General features: G+C 62.3%; 20 protein-coding genes, 2 tRNA genes and 3 pseudogenes. 8 read left to right on the top strand and 17 right to left on the bottom strand.

The genetic code is table 11. From position 1 onward, the window contains the following. Nucleotides 1-96 precede the first annotated feature (96 nt). Nucleotides 97-1,272: a cystathionine beta-lyase gene (metC, locus tag G5575_RS17145; RefSeq protein WP_164535373.1), complete on the top strand. Its 1,176-nt coding sequence runs from the start codon at nt 97-99 to the stop codon at nt 1,270-1,272. Here metC and G5575_RS17140 read toward each other — a convergent pair. Continuing rightward, nucleotides 1,254-1,991, bottom strand: coding sequence for a phosphatase PAP2 family protein (locus tag G5575_RS17140; RefSeq protein WP_164535372.1), 738 nt, complete (start codon nt 1,989-1,991; stop codon nt 1,254-1,256). The two genes, metC and G5575_RS17140, sit on opposite strands and share 19 nt — an antisense overlap. Nucleotides 1,992-2,081: 90 nt before the next feature. On the opposite strand from G5575_RS17140, the gene G5575_RS17135 reads away from it, so the two are divergent. From G5575_RS17135 to G5575_RS17125, 3 genes are all read left to right on the top strand, one after another. After that, a tRNA-Pro gene (locus G5575_RS17135) sits at nt 2,082-2,158 on the top strand. A gap of 39 nt (nt 2,159-2,197) precedes the next feature. After that, a complete protein-coding gene (locus G5575_RS17130; protein ID WP_164535371.1) occupies nt 2,198-2,503 on the top strand; it encodes an ETC complex I subunit in 306 nt (101 codons plus the stop codon). A gap of 100 nt (nt 2,504-2,603) precedes the next feature. Beyond that, nucleotides 2,604-3,470 carry a TraB/GumN family protein gene (locus G5575_RS17125; protein ID WP_164535370.1) on the top strand — a complete coding sequence of 289 codons (867 nt, stop codon included), beginning with the start codon at nt 2,604-2,606 and terminating at the stop codon, nt 3,468-3,470. Nucleotides 3,471-3,504: 34 nt separating this feature from the next. Here the strand turns inward: G5575_RS17125 and G5575_RS17120 are convergent, their stop codons facing one another. The 8 genes and pseudogenes from G5575_RS17120 to G5575_RS17085 all read right to left on the bottom strand — a co-directional run bounded on the left by G5575_RS17120 (nt 3,505) and on the right by G5575_RS17085 (nt 12,457). Then, entirely contained in the window at nt 3,505-4,662 is a 1,158-nt protein-coding gene (locus G5575_RS17120; protein ID WP_164535369.1) for a Gfo/Idh/MocA family protein, read from the bottom strand. Between the two features lie 41 nt (nt 4,663-4,703). Next, the gene (locus G5575_RS17115; protein WP_164535368.1) at nt 4,704-5,759 is read right to left on the bottom strand and encodes a sugar phosphate isomerase/epimerase family protein; all 1,056 of its coding nucleotides are present in this window, start codon (nt 5,757-5,759) and stop codon (nt 4,704-4,706) included. Nucleotides 5,760-6,099: 340 nt separating this feature from the next. Then, the gene (locus tag G5575_RS17110; protein WP_164535367.1) at nt 6,100-7,242 is read right to left on the bottom strand and encodes a Gfo/Idh/MocA family protein; all 1,143 of its coding nucleotides are present in this window, start codon (nt 7,240-7,242) and stop codon (nt 6,100-6,102) included. A 5-nt stretch (nt 7,243-7,247) separates the two neighbouring features. Then, nucleotides 7,248-7,998: pseudogene (locus tag G5575_RS17105) on the bottom strand (sugar phosphate isomerase/epimerase family protein). A 165-nt stretch (nt 7,999-8,163) separates the two neighbouring features. Next, on the bottom strand, nt 8,164-9,246 hold the full coding sequence (locus G5575_RS17100) for an ABC transporter ATP-binding protein (RefSeq protein ID WP_164535366.1): 1,083 nt from the start codon (nt 9,244-9,246) through the stop codon (nt 8,164-8,166). A gap of 4 nt (nt 9,247-9,250) precedes the next feature. Further along, entirely contained in the window at nt 9,251-10,174 is a 924-nt protein-coding gene (locus tag G5575_RS17095) for a carbohydrate ABC transporter permease (RefSeq protein ID WP_407924879.1), read from the bottom strand. 2 nt (nt 10,175-10,176) lie between these two features. Continuing rightward, nucleotides 10,177-11,091, bottom strand: a complete 915-nt coding sequence (locus G5575_RS17090) for a carbohydrate ABC transporter permease (protein WP_164535428.1) — start codon at nt 11,089-11,091, stop codon at nt 10,177-10,179. Between the two features lie 124 nt (nt 11,092-11,215). Further along, nucleotides 11,216-12,457: an ABC transporter substrate-binding protein gene (locus G5575_RS17085; protein WP_164535364.1), complete on the bottom strand. Its 1,242-nt coding sequence runs from the start codon at nt 12,455-12,457 to the stop codon at nt 11,216-11,218. A gap of 225 nt (nt 12,458-12,682) precedes the next feature. Between G5575_RS17085 and G5575_RS17080 the strand changes: the two genes are divergently transcribed. Next, nucleotides 12,683-13,717 (top strand): LacI family DNA-binding transcriptional regulator, encoded by a 1,035-nt coding sequence (locus tag G5575_RS17080; protein ID WP_164535363.1) that lies wholly within the window; start codon nt 12,683-12,685, stop codon nt 13,715-13,717. Between the two features lie 4 nt (nt 13,718-13,721). On the opposite strand, the gene G5575_RS17075 is transcribed toward G5575_RS17080, so the two are convergent. The 4 genes from G5575_RS17075 to G5575_RS17060 all read right to left on the bottom strand — a co-directional run bounded on the left by G5575_RS17075 (nt 13,722) and on the right by G5575_RS17060 (nt 16,462). After that, a tRNA-Arg gene (locus tag G5575_RS17075) sits at nt 13,722-13,798 on the bottom strand. 95 nt (nt 13,799-13,893) lie between these two features. Then, a complete protein-coding gene (locus tag G5575_RS17070) occupies nt 13,894-15,183 on the bottom strand; it encodes a rhodanese-like domain-containing protein (protein WP_164535362.1) in 1,290 nt (429 codons plus the stop codon). A 130-nt stretch (nt 15,184-15,313) separates the two neighbouring features. Then, complete coding sequence (locus tag G5575_RS17065) at nt 15,314-16,036, bottom strand: cytochrome c biogenesis CcdA family protein (protein WP_164535361.1); 723 nt, start codon at nt 16,034-16,036, stop codon at nt 15,314-15,316. Between the two features lie 9 nt (nt 16,037-16,045). Further along, nucleotides 16,046-16,462 (bottom strand): TlpA family protein disulfide reductase, encoded by a 417-nt coding sequence (locus tag G5575_RS17060; protein WP_164535360.1) that lies wholly within the window; start codon nt 16,460-16,462, stop codon nt 16,046-16,048. 209 nt (nt 16,463-16,671) lie between these two features. Here G5575_RS17060 and G5575_RS17055 point away from each other — a divergent pair, with 209 nt between their 5' ends. From G5575_RS17055 to G5575_RS17045, 3 genes and pseudogenes are all read left to right on the top strand, one after another. Continuing rightward, complete coding sequence (locus G5575_RS17055) at nt 16,672-17,592, top strand: sulfurtransferase (RefSeq protein WP_164535359.1); 921 nt, start codon at nt 16,672-16,674, stop codon at nt 17,590-17,592. Between the two features lie 73 nt (nt 17,593-17,665). Beyond that, nucleotides 17,666-18,876: pseudogene (locus tag G5575_RS17050) on the top strand (YeeE/YedE family protein). 388 nt (nt 18,877-19,264) lie between these two features. Further along, nucleotides 19,265-19,849: a DUF6969 family protein gene (locus G5575_RS17045; RefSeq protein ID WP_164535358.1), complete on the top strand. Its 585-nt coding sequence runs from the start codon at nt 19,265-19,267 to the stop codon at nt 19,847-19,849. Here G5575_RS17045 and G5575_RS17040 read toward each other — a convergent pair. The 4 genes and pseudogenes from G5575_RS17040 to G5575_RS17025 all read right to left on the bottom strand — a co-directional run bounded on the left by G5575_RS17040 (nt 19,836) and on the right by G5575_RS17025 (nt 23,925). Continuing rightward, a pseudogene (locus G5575_RS17040) lies at nt 19,836-21,093 on the bottom strand (glycerate kinase type-2 family protein). The gene G5575_RS17045 and the pseudogene G5575_RS17040 sit on opposite strands and share 14 nt — an antisense overlap. Further along, entirely contained in the window at nt 21,086-21,757 is a 672-nt protein-coding gene (locus G5575_RS17035; RefSeq protein WP_164535357.1) for a fumarylacetoacetate hydrolase family protein, read from the bottom strand. Before G5575_RS17035 ends, G5575_RS17040 begins: the two are co-directional and overlap by 8 nt. Then, entirely contained in the window at nt 21,705-21,875 is a 171-nt protein-coding gene (locus tag G5575_RS17030; protein ID WP_164535356.1) for a hypothetical protein, read from the bottom strand. The genes G5575_RS17035 and G5575_RS17030 overlap by 53 nt, the downstream gene beginning before the upstream one ends. After that, nucleotides 21,835-23,925: a family 10 glycosylhydrolase gene (locus G5575_RS17025; protein WP_164535355.1), complete on the bottom strand. Its 2,091-nt coding sequence runs from the start codon at nt 23,923-23,925 to the stop codon at nt 21,835-21,837. The genes G5575_RS17030 and G5575_RS17025 overlap by 41 nt, the downstream gene beginning before the upstream one ends. Nucleotides 23,926-24,021 lie beyond the last annotated feature (96 nt).

Raw genomic sequence — 24,021 nt, 5'->3', positions numbered from 1 at the left:
ACCGTAACGTCAAGGGATTATGGCGAAAATGGGCAGCAGTTCTGTCTCTTTTTTAGCCAAGACACTGTTGTGATCCGTTTTTAAGCAGAGGGCGTCATGAGCGAAAATTCGAGAAAAGTCTCGGCAGAGACTGTGCTGACCCATGCTGGACGGAATCCCGAAGATCAGTTCGGCTTCGTCAACACGCCGGTCTATCGCGGCTCAACAGTTCTGTTCAAAACTCTGGCTGATATAGAGGCCCAGTCGCAGCCCTTCCTTTATGGGCGCGCCGGCAACCCGACGACCGAGACGGTCGAATCAGTGGTGAACGAGCTCGAAGGCGCCTATCGCACCAAGCTGGTGCCGTCGGGGCTCGCTGCCATCACCATTGCGCTGATGAGCTGCGTGCGGGCCGGCAATGATATTTTGATCTCCGATAGTGCCTATGAACCCGGCCGGAAGTTCGCCGACGGGTATCTGGAGCGCATGGGCGTGAGCGTGCGCTATTATGACCCCCGCATCGGCGAGGGCCTGGCGGATCTGATTAATGTCAATACCAAGGCGGTTCTGGCGGAAAGCCCGGGATCGTTGACCTTCGAGGTTCAGGACATCCCTGCACTTGCCCGTGCTGCACATGCAGGCGGTGCGCGGTTGATCGTCGACAATAGCTGGGCGACGCCACTCTATCACCAGCCCTTGGCGCTTGGCGCGGACATCGTCGTGCATGCAGCGACAAAGATGTTCGTGGGGCATTCCGACGTCATGGCGGGCACGATCTCGTCGACACAAGAGGCGTGGCCGGATGTGGACAGGGTCCGCACGCTTCTGGGCTTTTTCACCTCGGGAGACGACGCCTTCCTCGTAGCGCGGGGCCTCCGGACGCTGGCTATCCGCATGCGCGAGCATCAACAGCGGGCGATCGAGATCGCCAATTGGCTTGAGCAACAGGACGAGGTGAGCGCGGTGCTTCACCCTGCCCTGCCCAGCCATCCGGATCATGCGCTTTGGAAGCGGGACTTTACGGGTTCGGGCAGCCTGTTCGGCGTTGTGTTGAAGCCGGCGCCACGAGATGCGGTCGCGGCCTTTGTCGACCATCTGGAGCTGTTCTCGATGGGCTATTCCTGGGGCGGCTATGAGAGCCTTTGCTTGCCGGTCATGATCAAGAAGGCAAGGACCGTGCGTCCATGGGCCGACGAGGGCAACCTCTTCCGCCTGCATATTGGGCTAGAAGGTGTCGATGACCTCAAGGCGGATCTGGCTGCAGCGCTGCAACGCTACTCGGCGGCACGCTGACGAATTTTGCTGAGTGCGATAAGCGGCTTGCGCGTGATCAGGCCGTCATCCTGCTGGTGGAACAGCCATCCGAAGCGCGCGAAGATATTACGCATAAGATAGGCGCCCAGCATGCCGACGACGATGCCGGCAAAGACGTCGGTCGGATAGTGCATGCCGACCGGAACGCGGGACACCGCAACCACAACGCCAAGCACCAGAAAGGCCGGGAAGAAGCGTGGCCATAGGAAGCCGACCACGAAGGCCAAGGCGACCGCGGTGGCCGAGTGGCCGCTGGGGAAGCTCTGGAAGGTCCAATCGTTGAAGACGTTCTGGAACGAGAAGGCACCGGCGGCTTCAAATTCGGTCGGTCGCGCCCGGCCGACAATGCGCTTCAAGAGATTGGTGATGAGGCCAGGCCCGCCGACGCCGATGAAGATGAAGGCGGATAGCATGGCGAGCTCCGTCGATGCCTGACGCCAGAGCCCTTGCAGCGCGTAGCGGGCAAGAAAGGAAGCGATCAACAGCACGAGGCTGGGAATCAGCACCCAATCGGACAAACCATAATCGGTGATGAAAAAGAATGGCGCACGCCACTGGTCGGGCCAGCCGATGGCGCCGCGTGATGCCATGACGTCGAGGCTCGACAGGAGAGCAAGCGCGACCACCAGCCCGACGAGAAAGAGCGGCCAGGACTTGCGATTGAGGCCCAGCGGCCAAGGCTTGCGCAGATCGAACATGGCAAGCTTTTCCGATGCGATCCTTTGTGCGTCAAGCCTCACGGGCGCTTGCCCTTTCCATTCGAACAGGCTAACGGAGAGGCGCGATCTCGGAGTGTAGCTCAGCCTGGTAGAGCACCGGTTTTGGGAACCGGGGGTCCAAAGTTCGAATCTTTGTACTCCGACCATCGCTTTAAGTTTGTGGCGCATCGTGTTGAGGTTTTTGCATGACGGCCCGTATCTACCGCCCTGCCCGCAGCGCCATGCAATCGGGAAAGGGCAAATCCAAGAGCTGGGTTCTGGTGCACGAGCAGAGCAAGCCGCGCGGCATCGAGCCATTGATGGGCTATACCAGCAGCAGCGACACGACCCAGCAGGTCAAGCTTTCCTTCGATACGCTCGAAGAAGCCGAGGCCTATGCGCAGCGCAACGGCATCCCGTATTCGGTGCAGCCGGCGCATGATCCGACGCCCAAGCGCGTCAGCTATCCCGACAATTTCCGGGCCGATCGCAAGACGCCCTGGACGCACTAGGCTCCTGACAATTTGAGTCTGATTGGCGCCGCAAGAGATTGCGGCGCTTTGCTTTTTCCGGATAGCTTGGGCTCTAATGTGCAAAGCCGGAGCTCTCCTCATGCTGATCCGACATCTCGTTCTTTCCCTTACCGCACTAATGATGACGGCTTCGGGCGTGGTCGCGGCCCCTGCCCTCTGGAAAGTGAGCGACGCGGATAGTTCGATCTGGCTTTTCGGTTCCGTGCATCTGTTGCCGCCCGATCTCGACTGGCGCAGCGCGCGGCTCGACAAGGTGCTGTCCAAGGCAGATCGCGTCTATTTCGAAACCGATGTCAGCATCGAAGCGCAGATGCGGATCACGCCCATGACCTTCGATCTGGCGTATAACAAGGACGGCAAGCTGCTGAGCGAGACGATCGGGCCCAAGCTTACGGCGCGGGTGCGGCAGGCGGCGGAGGAGTATGCCATCCCCATGCCCCTGCTGCTGACGATGCGGCCCTGGATGGCAGCGACGACGCTTTCGATCGGGCCTTTGACCGAGTCGGGCTATGACCCTCTGCTCGGGGTCGAGGCGGTGCTCGGCGCCGCTGTGCCGGAAGAGCGGATTGGGTTTCTAGAAACGCCGGAGCAGCAAATCGGCTTCCTGGCGAGTGGCGATGACCAAGAGCAGATCGCGATGCTGGAAGCGACGCTCGATACGCTCGATGTAATGGAGTCCGATCTCGGCAGCATGGTGGATGCCTGGATGGCAGGGACGCCTGAGGTGCTGGGCGAGGTCTTCATGTCGCAGATGGGCGACTATGACGAGGGCATGGTGACGCGGCTGATCGACGATCGCAACCGTGATTGGGTCGAGCAGATCGATGCCATGCTGAAGCGAAATGAGAAGGCGCTACTGGTCGTCGGCGCTGCGCATTTGGTGGATAAGATCAGCGTCGTAAGCTTGCTCGAAGAGCGCGGCTACATAAGCGAACGCGTGCAGTGAGTTAGGCCGGCAGGGGTGCTGCCGGCCTTGAGCTTCAGACCTCGCTGAGGCGGGTCCAGCGGCTTTCGTTGTTGCTGGACTGAACCGAGGCGGTGATGAACTGCATGCCTTCGACGCCATCGGCCATAGAGGGCAGAAGCGCTTCGTATTCGGCGCCATCGCCACGGATGACCGAGGCGAACTGCGAATAGAGCGTCGCGAAGGCTTCGAGATAGCCCTCCGGGTGGCCGGAAGGGATGCGGATGTTCATGGATGCGGCCGGCGGGACCGAAATCGAGCCGCCGCGCGTCAGCAGTTGCTTGGGCTTACCGAACTCGGTGAACCACATGTAGTTGGGGTTGTCCTGGCGCCATTCAAGACCTCCCTTGTCGCCGTAAACCCTTAGCTGCAAACCGTTTTCGTTGCCGGGCGCCACCTGGCTGGCCCAGAGCATGCCGCGGGCGCCGCCTTCGAAGCGGAGCATGATGTGGACGTTGTCGTCGAGCTTGCGGCCCGGGACGAAGGCGGTGAGGTCGGCGGCGACGGCCTCGGTCTTTAGGCCGGTGACGAAGCGGGCGAGGTTATAGGCATGGGTGCCGATATCGCCGATGGCGCCGCCTGCGCCGGAGCGGGCCGGGTCGGTGCGCCATTCAGCGCCGGGAGCATTGCCGGACTGTTCGACAGGCTCGGTGAGCCAATCCTGCGGGTACTCGACCTGGACCACGCGGATGGTGCCGAGGGCGCCGGAGGCGACCATTTCGCGGGCCTGACGCACCAGCGGATAGCCGGTGTAGTTGTGGGTCAGCAGGAACTTGGCGCCGTTTTTCGGCTGTATTTCCAGCAGCTTACGGGCGTCTTCCAAAGTCGCCGTTATCGGCTTGTCGCAGATGACGTTGATGCCGGCTTCAAGGAAGGCCTTAGCGGGGCCGAAGTGCATATGGTTGGGGGTGACGATGGAAACGGCTTCGATACCGTCCTCGCGCGCAGCTTCGGCGCGGGCCATTTCTTCGTAGGAGGTGTAGATGCGATCCTCGGCCAGGCCGAGGTTTTTGCCCGATTCCCGGGCCACTTCGGGGCGGGACGAGAGGGCGCCGGCGACCAGATCGTAGTCGCCGTCGATGCGGGAGGCGACGCGGTGGACATAGCCGATGAAGGCTCCTTTTCCGCCACCGACCATGCCAAGTCGAATTTTTCTTGCGCCGTTTTCAGCCATTTTTTCGCTTCTCCGAGCTATTGGTTAGCAGACTGCTAGCACTAGAGGCCGAGCATCTTGCGATTGGCGGCCTGGTCGGTTCCGCCGGAGGCGAAATCGTCGAAGGCCTTTTCGGTGACGCGGATGATATAGCTCTTGATGAGCTCGGCGCCTTCGCGGGCACCATCCTCGGGGTGCTTGAGCGCGCATTCCCATTCGAGCACGGCCCAGCCCTGGAAATCATTGGCCGCCATCTTGGCGAAGATCGCCGGGAAGTCGACCTGGCCATCGCCGATGGAGCGGAAGCGCCCTGCCCGATCGACCCAGGACTGGAAACCGCCATAGACGCCCTGGCGGCCGGTCGGGTTGAACTCAGCATCCTTCACGTGGAAGGCCTTGATGCGGTCTTTGTAGATATCGATGTAGTCAAGATAATCGAGCTGCTGCAGCACGAAGTGGCTCGGATCATAGAGCAGGTTGGCGCGGGGATGATTGTTCACGCGCTCGAGGAACATCTCGTAGGAGATGCCGTCGTGCAGGTCTTCGCCGGGATGAATTTCGTAGCAGACGTCGACGCCGGCTTCATCGAAGGCGTTGAGGATTGGGGTCCAGCGACGGGCGAGTTCGTCGAAGGCTTCTTCGACGAGGCCAGCAGGACGCTGCGGCCAGGGATAGATATAGGGCCAGGCCAGCGAGCCTGAGAAAGTGGCGTGCGCCTTGAGGCCAAGATTTTGCGAAGCCTTGGCGGCGTTCATCATGGTTTCGACGGCCCAGAGCTGGCGCGCCTTGGGATTGCCGTGGACTGCGGATGGTGCAAAGCCATCAAAAGCGGTGTCATAGGCCGGATGGACGGCGATGAGCTGGCCCTGGAGGTGGGTCGACAGTTCGGTGATATCGAGGCCGTGCGAATTGACGACGCCCTTGATCTCATCGGCGTAGGTCTTGGAGTTGGCGGCCTTTTCGAGGTCGATGAAGCTCGACACCCAGGTCGGGATCTGTACGCCCTTGTAGCCGAGATCGGCAGCCCACTTGCAAATGCTGTCGAGCGAGTTGAAGGGGGCAGCATCGCCAGCGAACTGGGCGAGAAAAATGGCTGGGCCCTTGATGGTAGTGGCCATAAAAATCTCCTCTGTTAGGTTGCGTGCATACTTGCCTGATGACGGACGGCAAATGACAGCGTTCTGCGCTTCCGGTGCTCACGTACCAACGTACGCTCCGCTCCGGTTCTCGAACACCGCCATTTTCGGCTCGTCCTGACGCAAGTCTCCCCACAACCGAGCCCGTTTATCGGGCCCTTTGATGAATGAGGGCGACGATTGCTCGTCGCCCTTTTTCCTTCCAGTGCCACGCCCTCGTGGTTCGAGGCTTCGCTTCGCTGCGCACCTCACCATGAGGGCTACTGGAATGATTTCGCTCAGTCTTGACCGGCGCCAAGCGCCTGTCAATGACGTACGTCCATCAGTTCTTGAGCAGTGCCCGGGCTTCTTCGATGCCGAGGGCGCGCGGGCGTTCGCAGGTGGTCTGGAGCGTCAGCACCTGCCCTGTCTCGCCGGCTTTGAGGAGGCCGGTCATGACTTCGACCACATGCAGCGCGACGTCGAGGCCGCAGCGGGCGGTCTGGCCGGTTTCGTGCGACAGCATCATATCGGCGAGGCCGGCACAGCGATAGTTGGCGCGCGGGATGGCCTTGTCGAGTTCCTGGTTCGGCTTGCCAAAGGGCTGATCCCAAGGCGTTACCGGCGTGCGAGTGCCATCGAGGCTGGCGGTGACAAGATCGCCGCCGAAGAAGTTGGGATCGGGCACGAAGATCGAGCCATCGGTGCCGTAGAGCTCGATATTGTGGTGGCCGTGGGCCGCCACGTCCCAGCTGGCGCCGATGGTGACGATGGCGCCGTTGTGGAATTCGAGCACGCCGTGGATCGTGGTCGGGGTGCCGACCTTGATGAAGGTGCCCTTGTAGGGGCCTTCGGCGGTGACTTCGCGCTCGGCGCGGGCCATGTTGGTAAAGGCCGAAAGGCGCTTTACCGGTCCGAGCAGGTGAACGAGGTCGGTGATGTAGTAGGGTCCAAGATCAAGGATCGGGCCGCCGCCGGGCTGGAAGAAGAAGTCCGGATTGGGATGCCAGTGCTCCATGCCGCGGCTCATGACGTGGGTGGTGCCGCTCATGATCTTGCCGAGCTTGCCGGAGTCGATGATTTCGCGGGCCTGCTGGTGCGCACCACCCAGAAAAGTGTCGGGCGCAGAGCCGACCTTGAGGCCGCGATCGTCGGCGGCTTTCTTAAGCGCCAAGCCTTCTTCGACGGAGAGCACGAAGGGCTTTTCCGAATAGGAGTGCTTGCCGGCCGAGATGATGTCCATCGAGACGCCGTAATGGGCAGCCGGCACCGTGAGATTGACGATAACGTCGAGCTCGCTGTTCTTGAGCAGTTCTTCGGGCGTTTGTGCCTTAACGCCAAACTCGTCGGCGCGCTTTTGCGCGGCTTCGGGCATGATGTCGGCGACGGCGCGGACTTCAAGGTTCTTGAACAGCGGCGCGAGGCGGAGATAGGCGGCCGAGATATTGCCGGCACCCATGATGCCGACGCCATAGGTCTTTGCCATTTGGCTTACTTCCACTTGCTGGCAGTTGCGAACGAACGGGTGCCAAAACGGATCGCGTCGGTCGGATTGTCGTGTTCGGCAACGAAATACTGTGCCTTGGTGCGGGCTTTGACTTCCTCAATGAGGGCGTCCCAGCCAACACGGCCATGACCGACATCGGCCCAGCCGCTCTCTTCGGGGTTCTCACCTTCGACCGAGAGATCCTTGACGTGCACGGCAGTGATACGATCGCCGTAGCGGTCGAACCAGGTCAGCGGATCGGCATTGCCGCGGATGACCCAGGCAACGTCGCACTCCCACTCGATCTTGGGTGCGATTTCGAGAATGATCTCCATCGGCGTGCGGCCGGACGTGGTCGCGATGAATTCGAAATCATGATTGTGCCAGCCGAAGCCGTAGCCGGCTGCGGTGACCTTTTCCCCGATTTCGGCCAGCGAGTTGGCGAGCTCGAGCCACTTCGATTCAATCGGTCGAGCGCTGATCCGGCATGATGAAGGGGCAGTAGAGGCGCTTCATGCCCAGGGTTTCGGCGATCTTGAGGGCACCGGCAGTGTCCTTGAGCTGATCGAGGCCAAAATGGCCGGTGGGCATGGTGAGGCCGTTCTTGTCGAGTTCGGCGCGCAGGCCTGCGGCGTCGGCATAAAGTCCGCCATAGCCTTCGACCTGCTTGTAGCCGATCTCGGACAGCTTGGTCAGGAGCTCGGGAAAGGACGGGTAATTGCGGGCGCTGTAGAGCTGGTAGGAGAGTTCGGTCATGGGTGGTCTCTTTTGGATTTTTCTTTGCAGGCATCCGCCTGCTTGTAAAACTCGATGTCATCCCCGCGAAGGCGGGGATCCATCCTCCGATCTCGGGATGGGCCCCGGCCTTCGCCGGGGTGACAGCTGGTGGGGGTGGGCAGCACGTGCCCTCCCCTACCGCAGTTAGAGCCGTGCTTCGCTTTCGGCGTTGAAGAGGGAACCGCGGGCGATGTCGAAGCCGACGGTGACCTTTTCCCCGACATGCAGCGGGATATCGCTGGAGCAGCGGAAGGTGACCGGGACGCCGGCGACCTTGGTCCAGGCCAGGGTTTCCGACCCCATGGGCTCGACGATCTCGATTTCGGCCTGGGTCTGGAACGGCATGTTGCGCGCAGCATCGCCGAGCAGGATGTGCTCGGGACGCACGCCCAGCACCGACTTAGTGGCGCCGGAGAGGCGGGTCACGAAATCATAGGCGCCGACCGGGATGCGGGTGCCGTCATTGGCGGTGAAGGTCTCGCCATCCAGCGTGCCGGGGATGAAATTCATCGAGGGCGAGCCGATGAAGCCAGCGACGTAGAGGTTGACCGGCTTGTTGTAGATGGTGGCCGGATCGGCAAGCTGCTGGATCACGCCATTCTTCATGATGGCGATGCGGTCAGCCAGCGTCAGGGCCTCGATCTGGTCGTGGGTGACGTAGATCATGGTGTTCTTGAGACGCTGATGCAGGCGCTTGATTTCGACGCGAAGGTCCGAGCGGAGCTTGGCGTCGAGGTTGGACAGCGGCTCGTCGAAGAGGAAGACGTCCACGTCGCGCACGAGGGCGCGGCCGATGGCGACGCGCTGGCGCTGACCGCCGGAGAGGTTTGCCGGCTTGCGCTGGAGCAGCGGCTGGATCTGCAGGATTTCGGCAGCGCGGGCGACGCGCTGGTCGATCTCGGCCTTGGGCATGCCGGCAACGCGGAGGCCGAAGCTGAGGTTCTTTTCCACGGTCATCTGCGGATAAAGCGCATAGGACTGGAACACCATGCCGATGCCGCGATCCTTGGGCTCGAGCCAGGTGACGTTCTTGCCCGAGATGAAGATCTGGCCGTCGGATACGTCGAGCAGGCCGGCAATGCAGTTGAGCAAGGTGGACTTGCCGCAGCCCGACGGCCCGAGCAGGACGATGAACTCGCCTTGGGCGATGTCGAGATTGAGGTGTTCGAGAACCTTGACGCTGCCGAAGTTCAGCGTGAGGTCGCGGATGGAAACGCTTTGTTGCATTGAATTATCCCTTCACCGCACCAGCGGCAACGCCGCGGACGAACCACTTGCCGGATACGAAGTAGACTGTAAGCGGCACGAGGCCAGTGAGAACGGTGGCGGCCATGTTGACGTTGTATTCGGGCGTGCCCTGGGCCGAGTTGACGATGTTGTTGAGCTGCACGGTCATCGGGTAGTTGACGTTGCCGGCGAAAACGACGCCGAACAGGAAGTCATTCCAGATGCCGGTGATCTGCAGGATCAGCGCCACGACGAAGATCGGCAGCGACATGGGCAGCATGATCTCGAAGAAGATGCGCCAGAACCCTGCCCCATCGACACGCGCGGCCTTAAACAGCTCCTGCGGCAGCGACGCAAAGTAATTGCGGAACAGCAGGGTCAGGATGGGCATGCCGAAAATGGTGTGGATCAGGATGACGGCCTGAAGCGAGCCGAAGATGCCCAATTCACGGGTGATCATCACCAGCGGATAGAGCATCACCTGATAGGGGATGAACGAGCCGAAGATCAGGATCGAGAAGAAGATTTCCGAACCCTTGAAGCGCCAATTGACCAGAGCATAGCCGTTTACCGCCGCAATAAAGATCGAAACGATGGTGGACGGAATGGTGATCTTGACCGAGTTCCAGAAACCGGGAGCAAGGCCGTTACAGGTCAGACCCGTACAGGCGCTGCTCCACGCCTTGAACCAAGCGTCGAAGCTGGGTGCCGTCGGCAGCGCGAAGATGTTGCCGAAGCGGATTTCCGGCATGGTCTTGAGCGATGTGGTGAGCATCACGTAGAGCGGGAAAAGGTAGTAGAGCGAGAAGAAGACCAGCACGGTATAAAGCATGATCTTCTTAGGAGTGAAGAACGGCTTGGGACGCTGGCCGCGCGGCTCGTTGGCACCGGCCGCCATGGGCGTACCGGCTGGAATGGTGGCGGTCATGCTCATGTGCGACGGCCCTTTCCGCCGAATTCGAGATAGGCCCACGGGATCATGATGATGAGAACGGTCAAGAGCATCATGGTGGCGCCGGCCAGGCCCTGACCGATATTGCCGCCCGAGAACATGTAGTTGAAGACGTATTTGGCGGGCACTTCCGAGGAGATGCCGGGGCCGCCATTGGTGAGCGCCACGACAAGGTCATAGAGGCGGACGATGCCCGAGCCGATGATGACCACCGCGGTGACGAGGACGCCGCGCATCATCGGAATGACGATCGAGACATAGGTGCGCCAGGTGGGGATGCCGTCGATGCGTGCAGCCTTCCAGACTTCTTCGTCGACGCCGCGGAGGCCGGCAAGCATCAGCACCATGCAAAAGCCGGTGCCGTGCCAGAGGCCGGCGATCAGGAGTGCAAACAGCACCATGCGCGGATTGGCGATCCAGTCGAAGGTGAAGCCGGTCCAGCCGAGGCCGCGCAGCGTGCCCTGGAGGCCCAGGGTCGGATTCATGATCCACTGCCAGACCAGGCCCGTCACGATGAACGAGAGGGCGAAAGGGTAGAGCATGATGGTGCGGAAGGCGCTTTCGAAGCGGATCTTCTGATCGATCAGGACGGCGAGGATGAAGCCGATGACCAGGGTGAAGACCAGCGACATCGAGCCGTAGGCGATGAGGTTCCAGACCGAGACGTTCCAGCGGGACGTCGCGAACAGGCGTTCGTACTGGTCGAAGCCGACGAACTTGCCGGTGGGCAGGAGCTTTGAATTGGTGAACGAGTAATAGATCGTCCAGGCGACGCAGCCGACAAAAACCACCAGCACGGTTGCCACCATGGGCAAGGCGGCGATCTTGGCGGGCACGTTATGCAGGAAAATTCGTTGCAGCAGGCCGGGCCGATCGACCCTCTCGGCGCCCATTGCCAAAGGAGCGGCAGTATCCGCCATCATGTCTCTCCAAGTGCACGTGGCCGACCTTGTCGAGCAAGGCCGACCACGGATTTTCGAGGGTGGGAGCGTGCTCCCACCCGGCTAGACGATAGGCTTAGTCAGCCGATTCAATGATCGAAGCATAGCGTTCGACGTAGTCGTCGATGGTGATGCTGTCGTCATCGAGGAACTCGGTGTTGAGGTCCTGGGTCTGCTGCTGAGCGTCGCTGGAGAGGTTGGAGTCGCCGGTCGGCAGGAGGCCGTTCGGGAGAAGGGCGAGAGCCTTCTGCATGCAGGGGTTGGCCTGGCTCAGGTCGATGTCGGTGCGGATGGGCATGGAGCCCTTGACCATGTTGAACTTGAGCTGGGCTTCGGGCGAGATCAGGATGCGGGCGAGCTGGGCCTGGGCTTCGATCACAGCCGGATCGGTGCCTTCGGGGAGCTTGGGGAAGTAGAACGAGTCGCCGCCACCGCCGAGCTGCTGGCCGAGGCCGAGCGCGGGGAGACATTCGTAATCTTCGCCGGGGACGCCGCCTGCGACCTGGAGGTCACCTGCGAGCCAGTCACCGTGGATGTTGCCGGCAGCGGTGCCTTCAAGCAGTTGCGTACCGACGTCGCCGAAGGACGGCACCATGGTTTCGGGCGAGACAACCTGACGGAGGCTGTCGAGCGCTTCGACGACGCGGCGGAATTCCGGGCTGCGGACAGCTTCGGGATCCTTGTCGACATAGACGCGGTTGATCAGCTCAGGACCACCGAGGGCGGACATCAGCACGCCCGGGATGCCGGAGAAGGGCCAGCCGGTGGCAAGGCCGAAGGGCAGGATGCCGGCTTCCTGAAGCGCGGGCCAGGAGGCAACGTATTCGTCCCAGTTGGTCGGAACCGGCTGGCCGATCTTTTCGTAGGCAGCGGTGGAGAGCCACAGCCAGTCCCACGAGTGGATGTTGATCGGCAGGCAGTAGAGACCGCCTTCGTAGCGGCAGTTATCGAGCAGCTTGGGGTCGACGTAGAAGGAGTCGAGATCCATGTCGGCGACGACATCGGTCAGGTCGCGCATCAGGCCGGCCTGGATGAGCTCTTCAGCGTCGCGGCCGGTGTTCATCTGAGTGGCGCCCATCGGGTCACCGCCGATGATGCGGCTGATGATAACGGGGTTCGCGCCCGTGCCGGAACCGGCAAGCGCAGAGTCGACCCAGTTGTTGCCGGTTTCTTCTTCGAAGACCTTGGCGAATTCGGCGATGGCGGCAGCTTCACCAGCCGACGTCCACCAGTGCGTCACTTCCAGATCCACAGCGTAAGCCGACGTGGAGCCGAGGAAAGCGGTTGCCATTGCGGCGACCACTGCAAATTTCTTCATAGGTTGTCCTCCCAACGAACACGAGGAGCTTGAGGCCCCAGCGATGCACGCAGTGCAAGCCTACTCTTCTCGGAGAGCATTCCGCAACCGCATGTAATCGATTGCACTACACCGTCCAAATGGGTTGTGCAATCGATTTCAGGAGTTTCATACAAGCCTTGCGGACCTGTCAAGATCGTTTTAGACCCTTGATGTTTCCTGACAGCGGGAGGGGCGCTGCCAGACATGTCAGATATGCGAAAAACGCCGACCATTCAGGATGTTGCGCGCTTCGCCAAGGTTTCCACAGCCACGGTGAGCAGAGCCTTGTCGAGCCCCGAACGGGTGAGCCTGGGGACGCGTGACAGGGTCTCAGAGGCAATCCGTGTAACCGGTTACACGCTCAACCAAGCCGCCCGATCGCTGCGCCAAAGGGCGGCAAAAACCATTCTCGTGGCCCTTCCGGACATCCGAAACGGCTTCTTTTCCTCGATCCTCGACGCCATCGAGCGCGAGGCCACGAACCGCGGCTATAGCGTCCTCGTGGCGAACCTTTATCTCGGGCACGAATCGGCGCGCCGGCTCGAGGGCTACCTGTTCTCTAATCGGGCCGATGGCTTGCTGTTGCTGGACGGATCGCTGGACCCCCAGGCGCTCCGGGTGCTGACCACGGCGCCGCATTCGTTTCCGATGGTGGTCGCCTGCGAGGACATTCCCAATGCCGGATTTCACCGCGTCCTGACCGACAATCAGGTCGCCGCCGAGCGGGCGACGCGGCACCTGATCGACCTTGGGCATCGTCGCATCGGGCATCTCGTCGGACCCGAGAACAATGTGGTGGCGCGGGAGCGAAATGCCGGCTTCGTCTCCGCCTTGAGGCAGGCAGGCATCGAGCCCAATCCGCAATGGCTGATCCGGGGCAATTTCGAAATGCAGGCGGGTTTTGCGGCGGCCGCGCGCTTCATGACGCTATCCGAGCGGCCGACAGCGGTCTTCGCAGCCAATGACGAATCGGCCATCGGCTTTTTATCGGGGCTGCGGCAGCAGGGCATAGAGTGCCCCCGGGACATATCGATCGTGGGCTTCGACGACCTCGAAGTGGCCGCTCATTACCGCCCTGCCCTCACCACCATGCGGCAGCCGCGGGAGACCTTGGGACGGCTGGCGGCGGAAACGCTGATCGACCTTCTGGAGGACGATGGCACCACGCGCAGCGCGATGCATATCGTGCTCAACTGCGAGCTGATCGTCCGCGGCAGCACGGCGCCACTGGCGCAATAGCTTCTGGCGATCCCGACAGGATTCGAACCTGTGACCAACAGCTTAGAAGGCTGCTGCTCTATCCAGCTGAGCTACGGGACCGCTAAGGCGCTGTTTACAACATAGCGCGCCAAATGCCACTCCCCAGCCGCGTCTTCTGGAGGAAGACAGGGGCCATTCGGCCCCTGCCTTTGTTTTCAGGTGCGCTTGAAGGCGCCGTTTTCCCAGCCTTCGAACTTGCCGGTGAAAAAGTCGACATCCGAAAAGCCCAGGATGCTGAGCACGGTATAGCTGTGCGAGAGCTGCTGGCCGCCCCGGGTAAAAAGCACGACGCGCTTGTCGGGCGTGACGCCGGCATCGGCATAGAGCTTTTGCAGCTCCTCGACCGGAAGGAGGACGCGGTCGGCGTCAAGCGTCTGGTCCCAGAACAGGCTGACGGACCCCGGGATGTGACCAGCCGCGTAGTCCGATGGCGAACGCACGTCGAGGACGACGACACCGGGATCGTTGGCCAGGGCTTTGACCGCGGCTTCGTCCAGGAACTGGGGCCCGCTGGCAGGCGCAGTGGCGGTTCCTTCGAACGTATAGTTGGCAAGCGCCAACTGCTGGCCCGAGCGCGGATCACGGCTCCACTCGTCCCAGCTGGCGTCGTAGAGCACCACATTCTGGTAGCCGAGGTTGCGCAGGGCCAGATAGTTGTTGGCCGCTGCGACGCCGCTACCGCAATAGGACACAACCTCGCGGTCGGGGCTGACGCCTGCGGTGTTGAGCAGCGCCAGCAGCACCGGTTCGCTTTGCAGCGTCGCGGCGGGGGTGAGAAGGCTCGATGCCGGCAGGGTCTGCGCGCCGGGAATGTGGCCATCGGCATAGGCATCGCCATTGCGGCCATCGATGATCACCGCAGTGTCGTCACCCACCTTGCCGGCGACGTAATCTTTGGAAACGCGAATGTCGTTCTTGCGGTCGAGGGTGAAGGTGGTTGCGGCGACTTCCACCGGATTCGTGGTCAGTTCGCCCTGCCAGGCGCCGACGCCACCATCCAGCACATGAACCTTATCGAAGCCGGCATAGACGAAGGCGACATAGGCGCGGCCGGGCAAAGCGGTGGTATCGTAGATCAGGATCGTGTCGTCATAGCTCAGTCCAGCCTTGCCGAGCAGTTCTTCGAAGGTGGCGTTGCTCGCAAATTCATTGCGGATGCCATCGGCTTCCGAAACGTTGAGCGCCTGCCATGGCAGGTTGATGGCGCCATCAACATGGCCTTCGGCATAGGCAGCGGGCGAGCGCACATCGATGAGCTTGGCGCCTTCCTTGATCAGGCGCTCGAACTCCGGCTGCCCCGTGATGATGCTGACGCTTTCCGACTGGGCCTGACTGGGCAAGGTTGCCAATCCCAGGGCGATGGGCGCAGCACCCAGCGCCAAGGCGTGCAGCGATGCGGCGGCGAAGGCCGAGGTAATAAGAGAGGTTTTGCGAGACTGGGCCATTTTGGCATCCCTTCGATCTGGTGACACCTTGATCGTCTACTAATCTAGTAGACATTAGCAACGAACGGGATTGCGTTGTTGTGGGCGAGTGCGGCAGGATTTTTTGCCCTGCCGGCCTGATGTAAAAACGCTAGAGGCTTGGGCGGGGCTCCCAGCCGGTGAGAGCCAATTCCCAATTGGGGAACCAGGTGAGCAGCAGGATCTGGATCTGGCGGTCCCAGCCGGCGAAAATGGCGAGACCCGTCAGGACGAGCAGGACACCAAGGACCTGCTGGATGCGCCCGGCATTGGTCTGGAACCAGGCAAGCCGCCGCGTAATTTGCCGTCCGCCTAGCATGATGGCAGCCATGGGCAGCGCCGTGCCCAGGGAAAATGCAAGGGTGACGGCGATGGCGCCGGCATCGACCTGCTGATTGAGCGCCAGGGTGATGACCGACGCCATGATGGGGCCAACGCAGGGGCTCCAGGCCAGGCCCAGCCCCGCACCAAACCCCAGGCCGCCCCCAAAGCCCGAGCCATTTTGCGGCACCGGCGTGCGGCTGGCGATGACACCGGCGAAGCGCTCGAAGCCGCGGTGAAGGAAGGGGATGGCCAGAACCAATCCGAGGAGGATCAGTACGGCGCCGGCAAGGATGCGATTGAGATCGGGCGGTACGCCGAGCGAGCGGACGAGGTAGCTCAGGGCTAGGGTTGCAGCGGTGAAGGCGCCGACGAAGCCGATGATCAGCCCTATGGGCCGCGCCCTGCCCTCCTGGGCGCCGGAGCTCAGGATAATCGGCAGGAGCGGCAACACGCAGGGCGACAGGACGGTGATCACACCGGCGAGAAAGGCAAAGCCTACCGTAACGAGCATTGGCGCGAACTAGACGGCGCTGTTTGCATTGAGACCGTCGACGCCGCCGGCGTTCCAGGACTTGACCGAATTGCCCTGGCCGTCGAGTAGCACGAAGGTATCCTGATAGGTGACGCCGAACTTGCCCTTGAGCGCGGTTTCCTTGTCGTAGTCCGCAATGACGACGGTGAGGTCCGGATTGACCTCGGCCCAACGGGCATTGAGTTCGGCGATGGTGGCGCGGCAGTTCGGGCACCAGGCGGCATAAAAGAAGACGACGGTGGTCCCCTCGGCGGCGAGTGTATTGAGCTGCTCTTCGCCTTCGAAACTGACCACGGTCGCGCGCGGCGCTTCCGCGACGGCTGGTGCTGCCGCGTCTTGCGCCCAGGCCTGTGCCGGAGCAAGGGCGATGGTGGCTGCAAACAGGAGGCGGGTCACTATAGTCATAGGGCTGCTCGTTTAATTTTCGGCTTTGGTGGAGTATCCCCCTGGCGCCGAGACTGCCCAGCATGGTGAAGAAACATTCCTTCGAACTAATCTATACCGGTTAGATAGATTTTTCCCTTCGGGGCGGGCTTTGGAATTGCGTCAGCGGCTTTTCGCGGCAGGGCATGGGATAAATGGCGCAGCTCGGAATTGCAGAGAAGGACTTTTCCATGAACCTCAACATTGCTGGCGCGGCTTTCGCTGCAGCAGCCCTGCTGATGACCGGCGCGGCCCATGCCGAGCGCCTGACCGACCAGCCGCTGGTCGACGCCGCCTGGCTCAACCAGCATCTGGGCAATGAGAGCCTCGTCATCCTCGATATCCGCGACGCGACCGATGCCGGCGATCTTTATGCTGCCGGCCACGTGCCCGGCGCCGTTGCCGCGCCCTATGCCGCTGCCGGCTGGCGCGCCAAGGTCGGCGACGTCCCCGGCCTGTTGCCGACCGAAGAAGCGATCGAGACGCTGGTTTCCGGTCTCGGCATCGACAATAACGACCATGTCGTGATCCTCACCGGCGGCCAGAACGCTTCCGATTTCGGTGGCGCGACGCGCGTCTACTGGACCTTCAAGGTCTATGGCCACGACAATGTCTCGATCCTCGATGGCGGCTATGCAGCCTGGGCCAAGGCCAATGGCCCATTGTCCACCGAAGCGGTGACCCCGGTTGCCACGACCTTCGATGCCGAGTTCCGTCCCGAGCTGCGCGCCGAGGTCGAGGAAGTCAACAAAGCCATCGCCAGCGACACCAACCTGATCGACGCCCGTTCGGTGGCGCAGTTCATCGGCCAGGAAAAAACCAATACCGTGCAGGCGCTTGGCCACATCCCGTCCGCCGTCAACATCAACTTCGACAAGTTCTACGACGCCGAAAAGCCGGCTTTCGCCAGCGCCGACACCATTGCCCAGCTGGCCCGCGATGCCGGCGTCAATGACAGCGAAGGCTTCATCTCCTTCTGCAATACCGGTCACCTGGCATCGATCGCCTGGTTCGGCCTGTCGGAAGTTCAGGGCCTGCCCAATGTCCGGCTCTACGATGGTTCGATGTCCGACTGGACGTCCGACCCGAGCCGCCCGGTTGTCACGAACTGAGTGACCTGAAATATCTTTAGCCTGCTTGCCCGGATGACCAATCCGGGCAAGTTCGTTTTTGTCGAGGCATTTGATGACTGATACGACGGCCGGGCAATTGCGCCCGCAACCCATTCCCTTCGATCGCGGCCCGATCTGGTTCACGAGCCTTGCCCTGGCCTTCGGCACGCTGGCGATCTGGCAGCTTGTCGATCTGCGGCAGGCCGTGCTGTTCTTGATCGGCAGCCTGATGGGGCTGACGCTTTACCATGCGTCTTTCGGCTTCACGGGCGGCTGGCGTCGCATGGTGGTTGAAGGGCGTGGCCACGCAATGCGGGCGCAGATGTTGATGATCGGCGTCGCGGCCATAGCTTTCATTCCATTGCTGACGCTCGGCAATCCGTTTGGGCAGCCGCTTGTCGGCGCCACCGCACCGGTCGGGGTCTCGGTGCTGCTGGGCGCGGCCATGTTCGGCCTCGGCATGCAGCTGGGCGGCGGTTGCGGCTCCGGGACGCTGTTTACGGTTGGAGGGGCAGCTCGCGCATGCTGGTGACGCTGGCATTCTTTATCGTCGGCGCGCTACTGGGCACGGCGCACCTGCCGTTCTGGCTGACGCAGCCGTCGCTGCCGGCGATCAGCTTGGGTACGAGCCTTGGCGTGCCACTGGCCCTGCTGGTGACGCTGGCCGGTCTGGCTGCGGTGGCGCTGATCACGGTGGTGGTCGAACGTCGCAAGCATGGGTCGCTCGAAACCATCAAGGCGCCGAATGTGCATGGCTGGGCACGGCTGCTGCGCGGTCCCTGGCCGCTGGTGGGCGCCGGGCTTGCGCTCGCCGGGCTCAATGTCTTTACCCTTCTGGTCGCAGGGCATCCATGGTCGATCACTTATGGTTTCGGGCTTTGGGGCGCAAAAATCGCGCAGGCCGTCGGCGTGCCGGTCGATACCTGGGAGTTCTGGACTTGGCCAGCTCAGGCACAGGCGCTTAAGGCGAGCGTTCTGGCCGACACGACATCGGTCATGGATTTCGGCTTGATCCTCGGTGCGGCTCTGGCGGCTGGGCTGGCCGGCAAATTTGCGCCCAAGGCGGCGTTGCCGATTTTGTCGCTCCTGGCCGCGGCGCTCGGGGGCATCTTGATGGGCTATGGCGCCCGTCTGTCGTTCGGCTGCAATATCGGGGCGCTGTTTTCGGGCATCGCTTCGGGCAGCCTGCATGGGTGGCTGTGGTTTGCCGCGGCCTTTGTCGGCAGCCTTGGCGGCATCTTCCTTCGTCCGGTGTTCGGCCTTGATGGGTTCAAGCAGAAATGAGCGCTCGCAATACGTTTTTGTTCGGTGCGGCCGCTCTGGCGGCGACAGCGGCGGTGGCGGCTGATCATGTGACGAGTTCGGCACGGGCGCCGGAGCCGGTTGCGGCGGCTGCGGCTGCGGCTGCGGCGCCAAGTCCGTGTGCGGCGAGCAATCCTTGCGCGGCAGCCGGGCCTTGCGCGGCGGCAAGCCCGTGCGCGGCTGCTAGTCCATGCGCTGCGGCTGCTCCGGTTGCCAATCCGTGTGCGGCGACGAACCCGTGTGCCGTTGGTGCACCCGCACCTGTCGCAGCCCCGTGTGCAGCGGCGGCGCCTGTCGCCAATCCTTGCGCTGCGGGCGCGCCTTGGGCTGCTCTCAACCCGTGTGCGGCCGGGGCGCAGTAGGAGGGCTGATGAGCGAGGACAGCGAACGCGCGGCGCAGGAGGTGGCCTATTGCGAGCGGCTTCTGGCCAAGTCGGGCGAAAACGTGCTGCGCGAAACGCTGCGCGATGCGCCCGTCGAGGCCTGGTCGCACTATCCGCCGGGCGATGTGTTCGATCCCGATAGCGGCGGGCAATGGTATTATCACTGCCACCTGCCGCCGGTCGACGACACCGAGCATGGGCACTACCATTGCTTCGTTCGTCCGGATGGCGCCAAGGGGCCTGTCCACCACCTAGTCGCCATTGGGGTCGACGCATATGGGCGGCTCCATCGCCTGTTCACGGTCAACCAGTGGGTGGTCGGCGACAACTGGCTCGATGCGCAGGGGACGATCGCGATGCTGCCGCGGTTCGACATGGAACTGGCCAAGCCGTCATACCTGGTCAACCGCTGGCTGACTGCGATCATCCGCCAGTATCAGGCGGAAATCGAAGAGCTTATCCGCGAGCGCGATGTTGCTTTGGCCCGGCACGCGGGTGGGGGTGACCTGGATGCGGTCCACAATGACCGCGCGGTCGAAGTCACGTCGTCGCTGTTGATCAAGCGATCATGATGGCGCGGAAGTCGTTGACGTTGGTGCCGGTCGGGCCGGTGAAGAGGAGATCGTCGAGGGCTTCGAAGGCCGAGTAGCTATCGTTGTTCGCAAGGAGGGCTCTGGCATCGAGGCCGAGTTGCCGCAGACGAGCGACGGTCGTGCCATCGGCAAAGGCGCCGGCATTGGTCTCGGAGCCATCGCGGCCATCGGTATCGGCAGCCATCGCATAGACGTTGGGTACGCCATCCATAGCAATAGCCCAAGAGAGCAGAAATTCGGTGTTGCGGCCGCCTTTTCCCGAGCCGCGCATAGTGACCGTGGTCTCGCCGCCAGACAGCAGAATGGTCGGGGAATCGGACGCTTGGATATGGCGACGCGTCAACGCGGCGTGATCCTGGCCGACATGGGACGCCTCGCCCTCGATGGCGTCGGACAGCACATCGACTTGAAAACCGTCGGCGCGCCCCTTGGTAGCGGCGGCCTCGAGGGACAGTTTCGCAGACGCAATGATGGCATGGGTGTTGCGCGCGAAGATCGCATCGCTCGGGTGCGGCGCCGCCGAGCGGGCGTCCTTGATCCAGTCGAGGATGTGGAACGGCAGGTCGATCTTGTGCCGCGCGATAGCGTCGAGCGCATCGTTGCGATCGGCGTCGTCGGGCAGAGTGGGACCTGAGGCCACGAGATGGGCGATGTCGCCCGGGATGTCGGAAACGACGAGCGTATGGACGAGCGCTTGGGTTTTTGCCGCCAGCCTTCCGCCCTTGATGGTCGAGAAATGCTTGCGGACCGTGTTCATGGCCGAGATCGGCGCGCCGGAGCGCAACAGTGCATCGCCGAGCGTGAACTCGTCATCGAGCGAAAAGGCGGGAGGTGGTGCGGGCAAAAAGCGACGAGCCGCCGCCCGAGATCAAGGCGATGACGAGATCGTCCGGGGTGAGGCCAGAGACGAGGTCCATCATCCGCGCAGAAGCAGCCAGGCCTCGTTCGTCGGGACGGGGGTGGCTGGCGCGCAGAATATCCACGCCACCTACGGTTTCGAGCGAAGCATCGGTGGTCACCACCGCCCCGCTCAAGGGTCCGTCCCACGCCGCGTGGAGGGAAGTCAATATGGGTACGACGGCTTTGCCCGCGCCCACGACGACGGTTCGCCCCTTTGGGCGAGGCGGCAGGTTGCGGCGCACGGCTTCGCTCGGATCGGCAGCTGCAACGGCCGTCTCAAACAGCCCCTGCAGTACCTGACGATGTCCGCCTGGCTCAAGCAATGCGGGCGTCCGGGTGATCGAGCGTGGCGGCGACGGAGCCAAACTCGCCGAAGGCGCCAACTACGTCGCGGGTGCCCTCGCTGGGTGCCAGCACGCGGGAACCGGTAATGATGACGTTGTTGCCGGCCTTGAGAGGCATGCCGCGTTCGGCGGCGTGCGTTGCGAGCCAGCGCACGGCTTCGACGATCTGCACCCAGCTGGCGCCGCCCTGGCCGGATTTGACGATCGCGCCGTCATGCGTCAGCGTCGCCGGAAACTGGCTGATCTGGGCTTTGACGTCGGCGGAAAAGGCTGGTCCCACGACCACGGCGCCGTTGCTTTGGAGGTCGGCCAGCTTGGTGTTGAAGTCGATCGCGTCACGATCGACAAAGGGGCTGCCGACCAGCTCGAGCGCGGGATGAATCGATGCGATGGCCGCCTCGACTGCCGATTCATCGGCGCCGGAGGCGAGGTCTTGTCCGAGCTTTACCGCGACTTCGAGTTCCACCAGGACGAAGCGGTGCCTTTTTGCATCGAGGGTCGCGCCATCTTCGAAATAGCGGTTGGCGGGGATGGGTGCGCAAAGCGGCTCGCTCTCAGCGCCGCCGGCCAGGATCTTCCAGCCGCCGAGCTCACCGAGCTTGCGCGGCGATGAGGTCCTGCAGCGAGCGCACCGCGGCGACATCGGTGGGGACCAGATGGTCGGGAACGCTTTCAATCAGCGGGCCACCGTCGTGACCGCCGATCAGGGCGTCAGCAAGGTCATCGATCGTCTGGAAGGTATTGGAAATTGTCAGTGTCATGAAAGTACGACCACGTCATAGGTATCGAGTTGCGGCAAGGTGAACGTGGTGTAGCCGTCGGCGCGACGCACTGACAAGCCGCGACCCGTGCTGGCCATCCTTGCATCGGCAAATTTGCCCTGAACCTGGACCTCGATGGCGCCCATGGGGATGGCCGGGTGGTAGGCAACCTGCGACCCCCAGAAAGATTGACGAAATGGACCAATGTCCTGTTGCGGTGTCGCTGTTGCTGCAGGGTGATCTGCACCATTGGGTGGGCATTGCTGCGGATCTGCCGGCCGTGCGGCAGAAGATGATCGACGAGATCGCTGAAGAGCGACGCATGGTGGACGGCGCTCGCGCGATAGTAGAGGTCGCCCAGATCCCAAGGCAGATAGGCCAGGCGCCCCTGGCCGTAGTCGGCAAGATGAAGGCCAGGCTTATCGGTGTCATGGAGGCCCTCGCCCACCATTTCCATGGGATTGACCTTGGTGCGGGGCACCAGCGTCAGCGCCGCGCCCGGACTCTCGAGCTCGAGGTAGTCGCTATAGAAGAACATGAGATCGGCATCGCGGAGCGACGGCAGTAGGTCATGGTCGCGGACGCGCCAGTAGGATGCGAGAGTCTCCTTGCGCTTCCAGAGCTTGACCGTCGGTGGCAGGTCGAGGTCCGGCCTCGTGGCGCCGGCGGCCAGAACGCGCCCGCCCTTCTTGAGATAGGCATCCAGTTCGGGCGGGGCGCCCTTGCTCGAAATGACCAGATCGTAGCGTTGAGGGTCGCTGTCGATCCAGCTCAGGTCCTTCGACAGCACGAAGGGGATGTGGTGTTCCGTTAGGAGCCGGAAAAAGCCGGACATGGCGGTATTGTGGTTCTCGCTACCGCTGCCGAGTTCGGTGCTGTCGCGGTAGCCGAAGCCGCCATTGCCGGGCGGCAGTCCTTCGTTCTCGCCCTGGGTGCCGTAGAACATCAGCAGTTGCGTCAGTGTCGGACGTGGCGTGTCGATCAAGAGCACGCGCGCGGCGTTTTCCTGGCGGACGTAAAGGTCTTCGTTGTTGCGATGGAAGGTGAAGGCCGGCAGCGCGCCCTTTTCGCCGTTGCGGTCGAACTGCTCATGGTTGCCATTGACGAAAAGGTAGGGCCCTGCCCCATTAGCCATGTTCTGGAAGCCGCGGATTTCCCCTTCCGGCGCCGAACGGTGGGCGTAGCGCCAGCGGCCATCGAGGAAAGCCGAGTCGTTGTTGAAGGACATGCGGTCGGGATAGGCCGCCCGGTAGCGGTTGACCGTCTCGCTTGCGTCATAGAGCCAGAAGGCATGGGCCTCGGCGACCGGCGCGCCATGGGTTTCGGAATTGGTGGAATCCGCTTCGCGCCCAACCATGAAATTGATGGAAGGGTTCTTGCTCTTGGCAAAGGCCTTGATCCTGGCCGCGAGCTTTGCAGCGCATTCGCCCATGAATTCGAGGTAGTCGGGGTCGGGCTTGAGAGGCAGGTCCTTGCCGTATTTTTCGTGATAGAGGCGCTGGCAATTGTCGCACTGACAAGGTCCGAAGGCGGTGCGCTGGCCGCCGCCATAGTTGAAGAACATGCCATCGAGCGGAAAGCGCGTCAGCGCTTCGTCCATGACCTTGAAGATGTGCTCCTGCATGTAGCCGCCATTGACGCACATCAGATGCGTGTCGTTCCAGAGCGGCGAATTGCCCTCCGGATCGCGCTGCACCCAGTCCGGATGCGCTTCGATCAGCGACTTGTCCTGATTGACCGTCCACTCGAAGCGACCAACGACTCGGATGCCCTTGGCATGAGCCTTTTCGACAATTTCTCCGACCAGATCGCGGCCTTCCGGCAGCGACGGGGCGCGGACGTGGAACGGGACTTCGGTGGGGTAAAAGGCGGCGATGCCAGCGGTGGGCAGAACGACCGCGTTGACATGGAGATCGACGAGCTTTTGCACGAAGGCGTCGGTATCGACGGGTGCCTGATATTGGTTATAGAGAAACAGCGCCATGCGGACCGGCTCGTCGATCCACCATCGTGCTCCAGCCTTAACGTCTTCCGGCGCGCCGTTTTTCACTGAACACCTCCCCATTACTGCATCCAACTTTGACAACTTAATTGTCAACTTTGTCAAGTCTGCGTTTCGGGTTTAGAGATTGTGGCTACGCTTTTC

This window comes from Devosia aurantiaca (assembly GCF_011058215.1).
GTDB lineage: Bacteria > Pseudomonadota > Alphaproteobacteria > Rhizobiales > Devosiaceae > Devosia > Devosia aurantiaca.
Note: the sequence above shows the minus strand (reverse complement) of the source record. Positions and strands in the feature narration are given on the sequence as shown.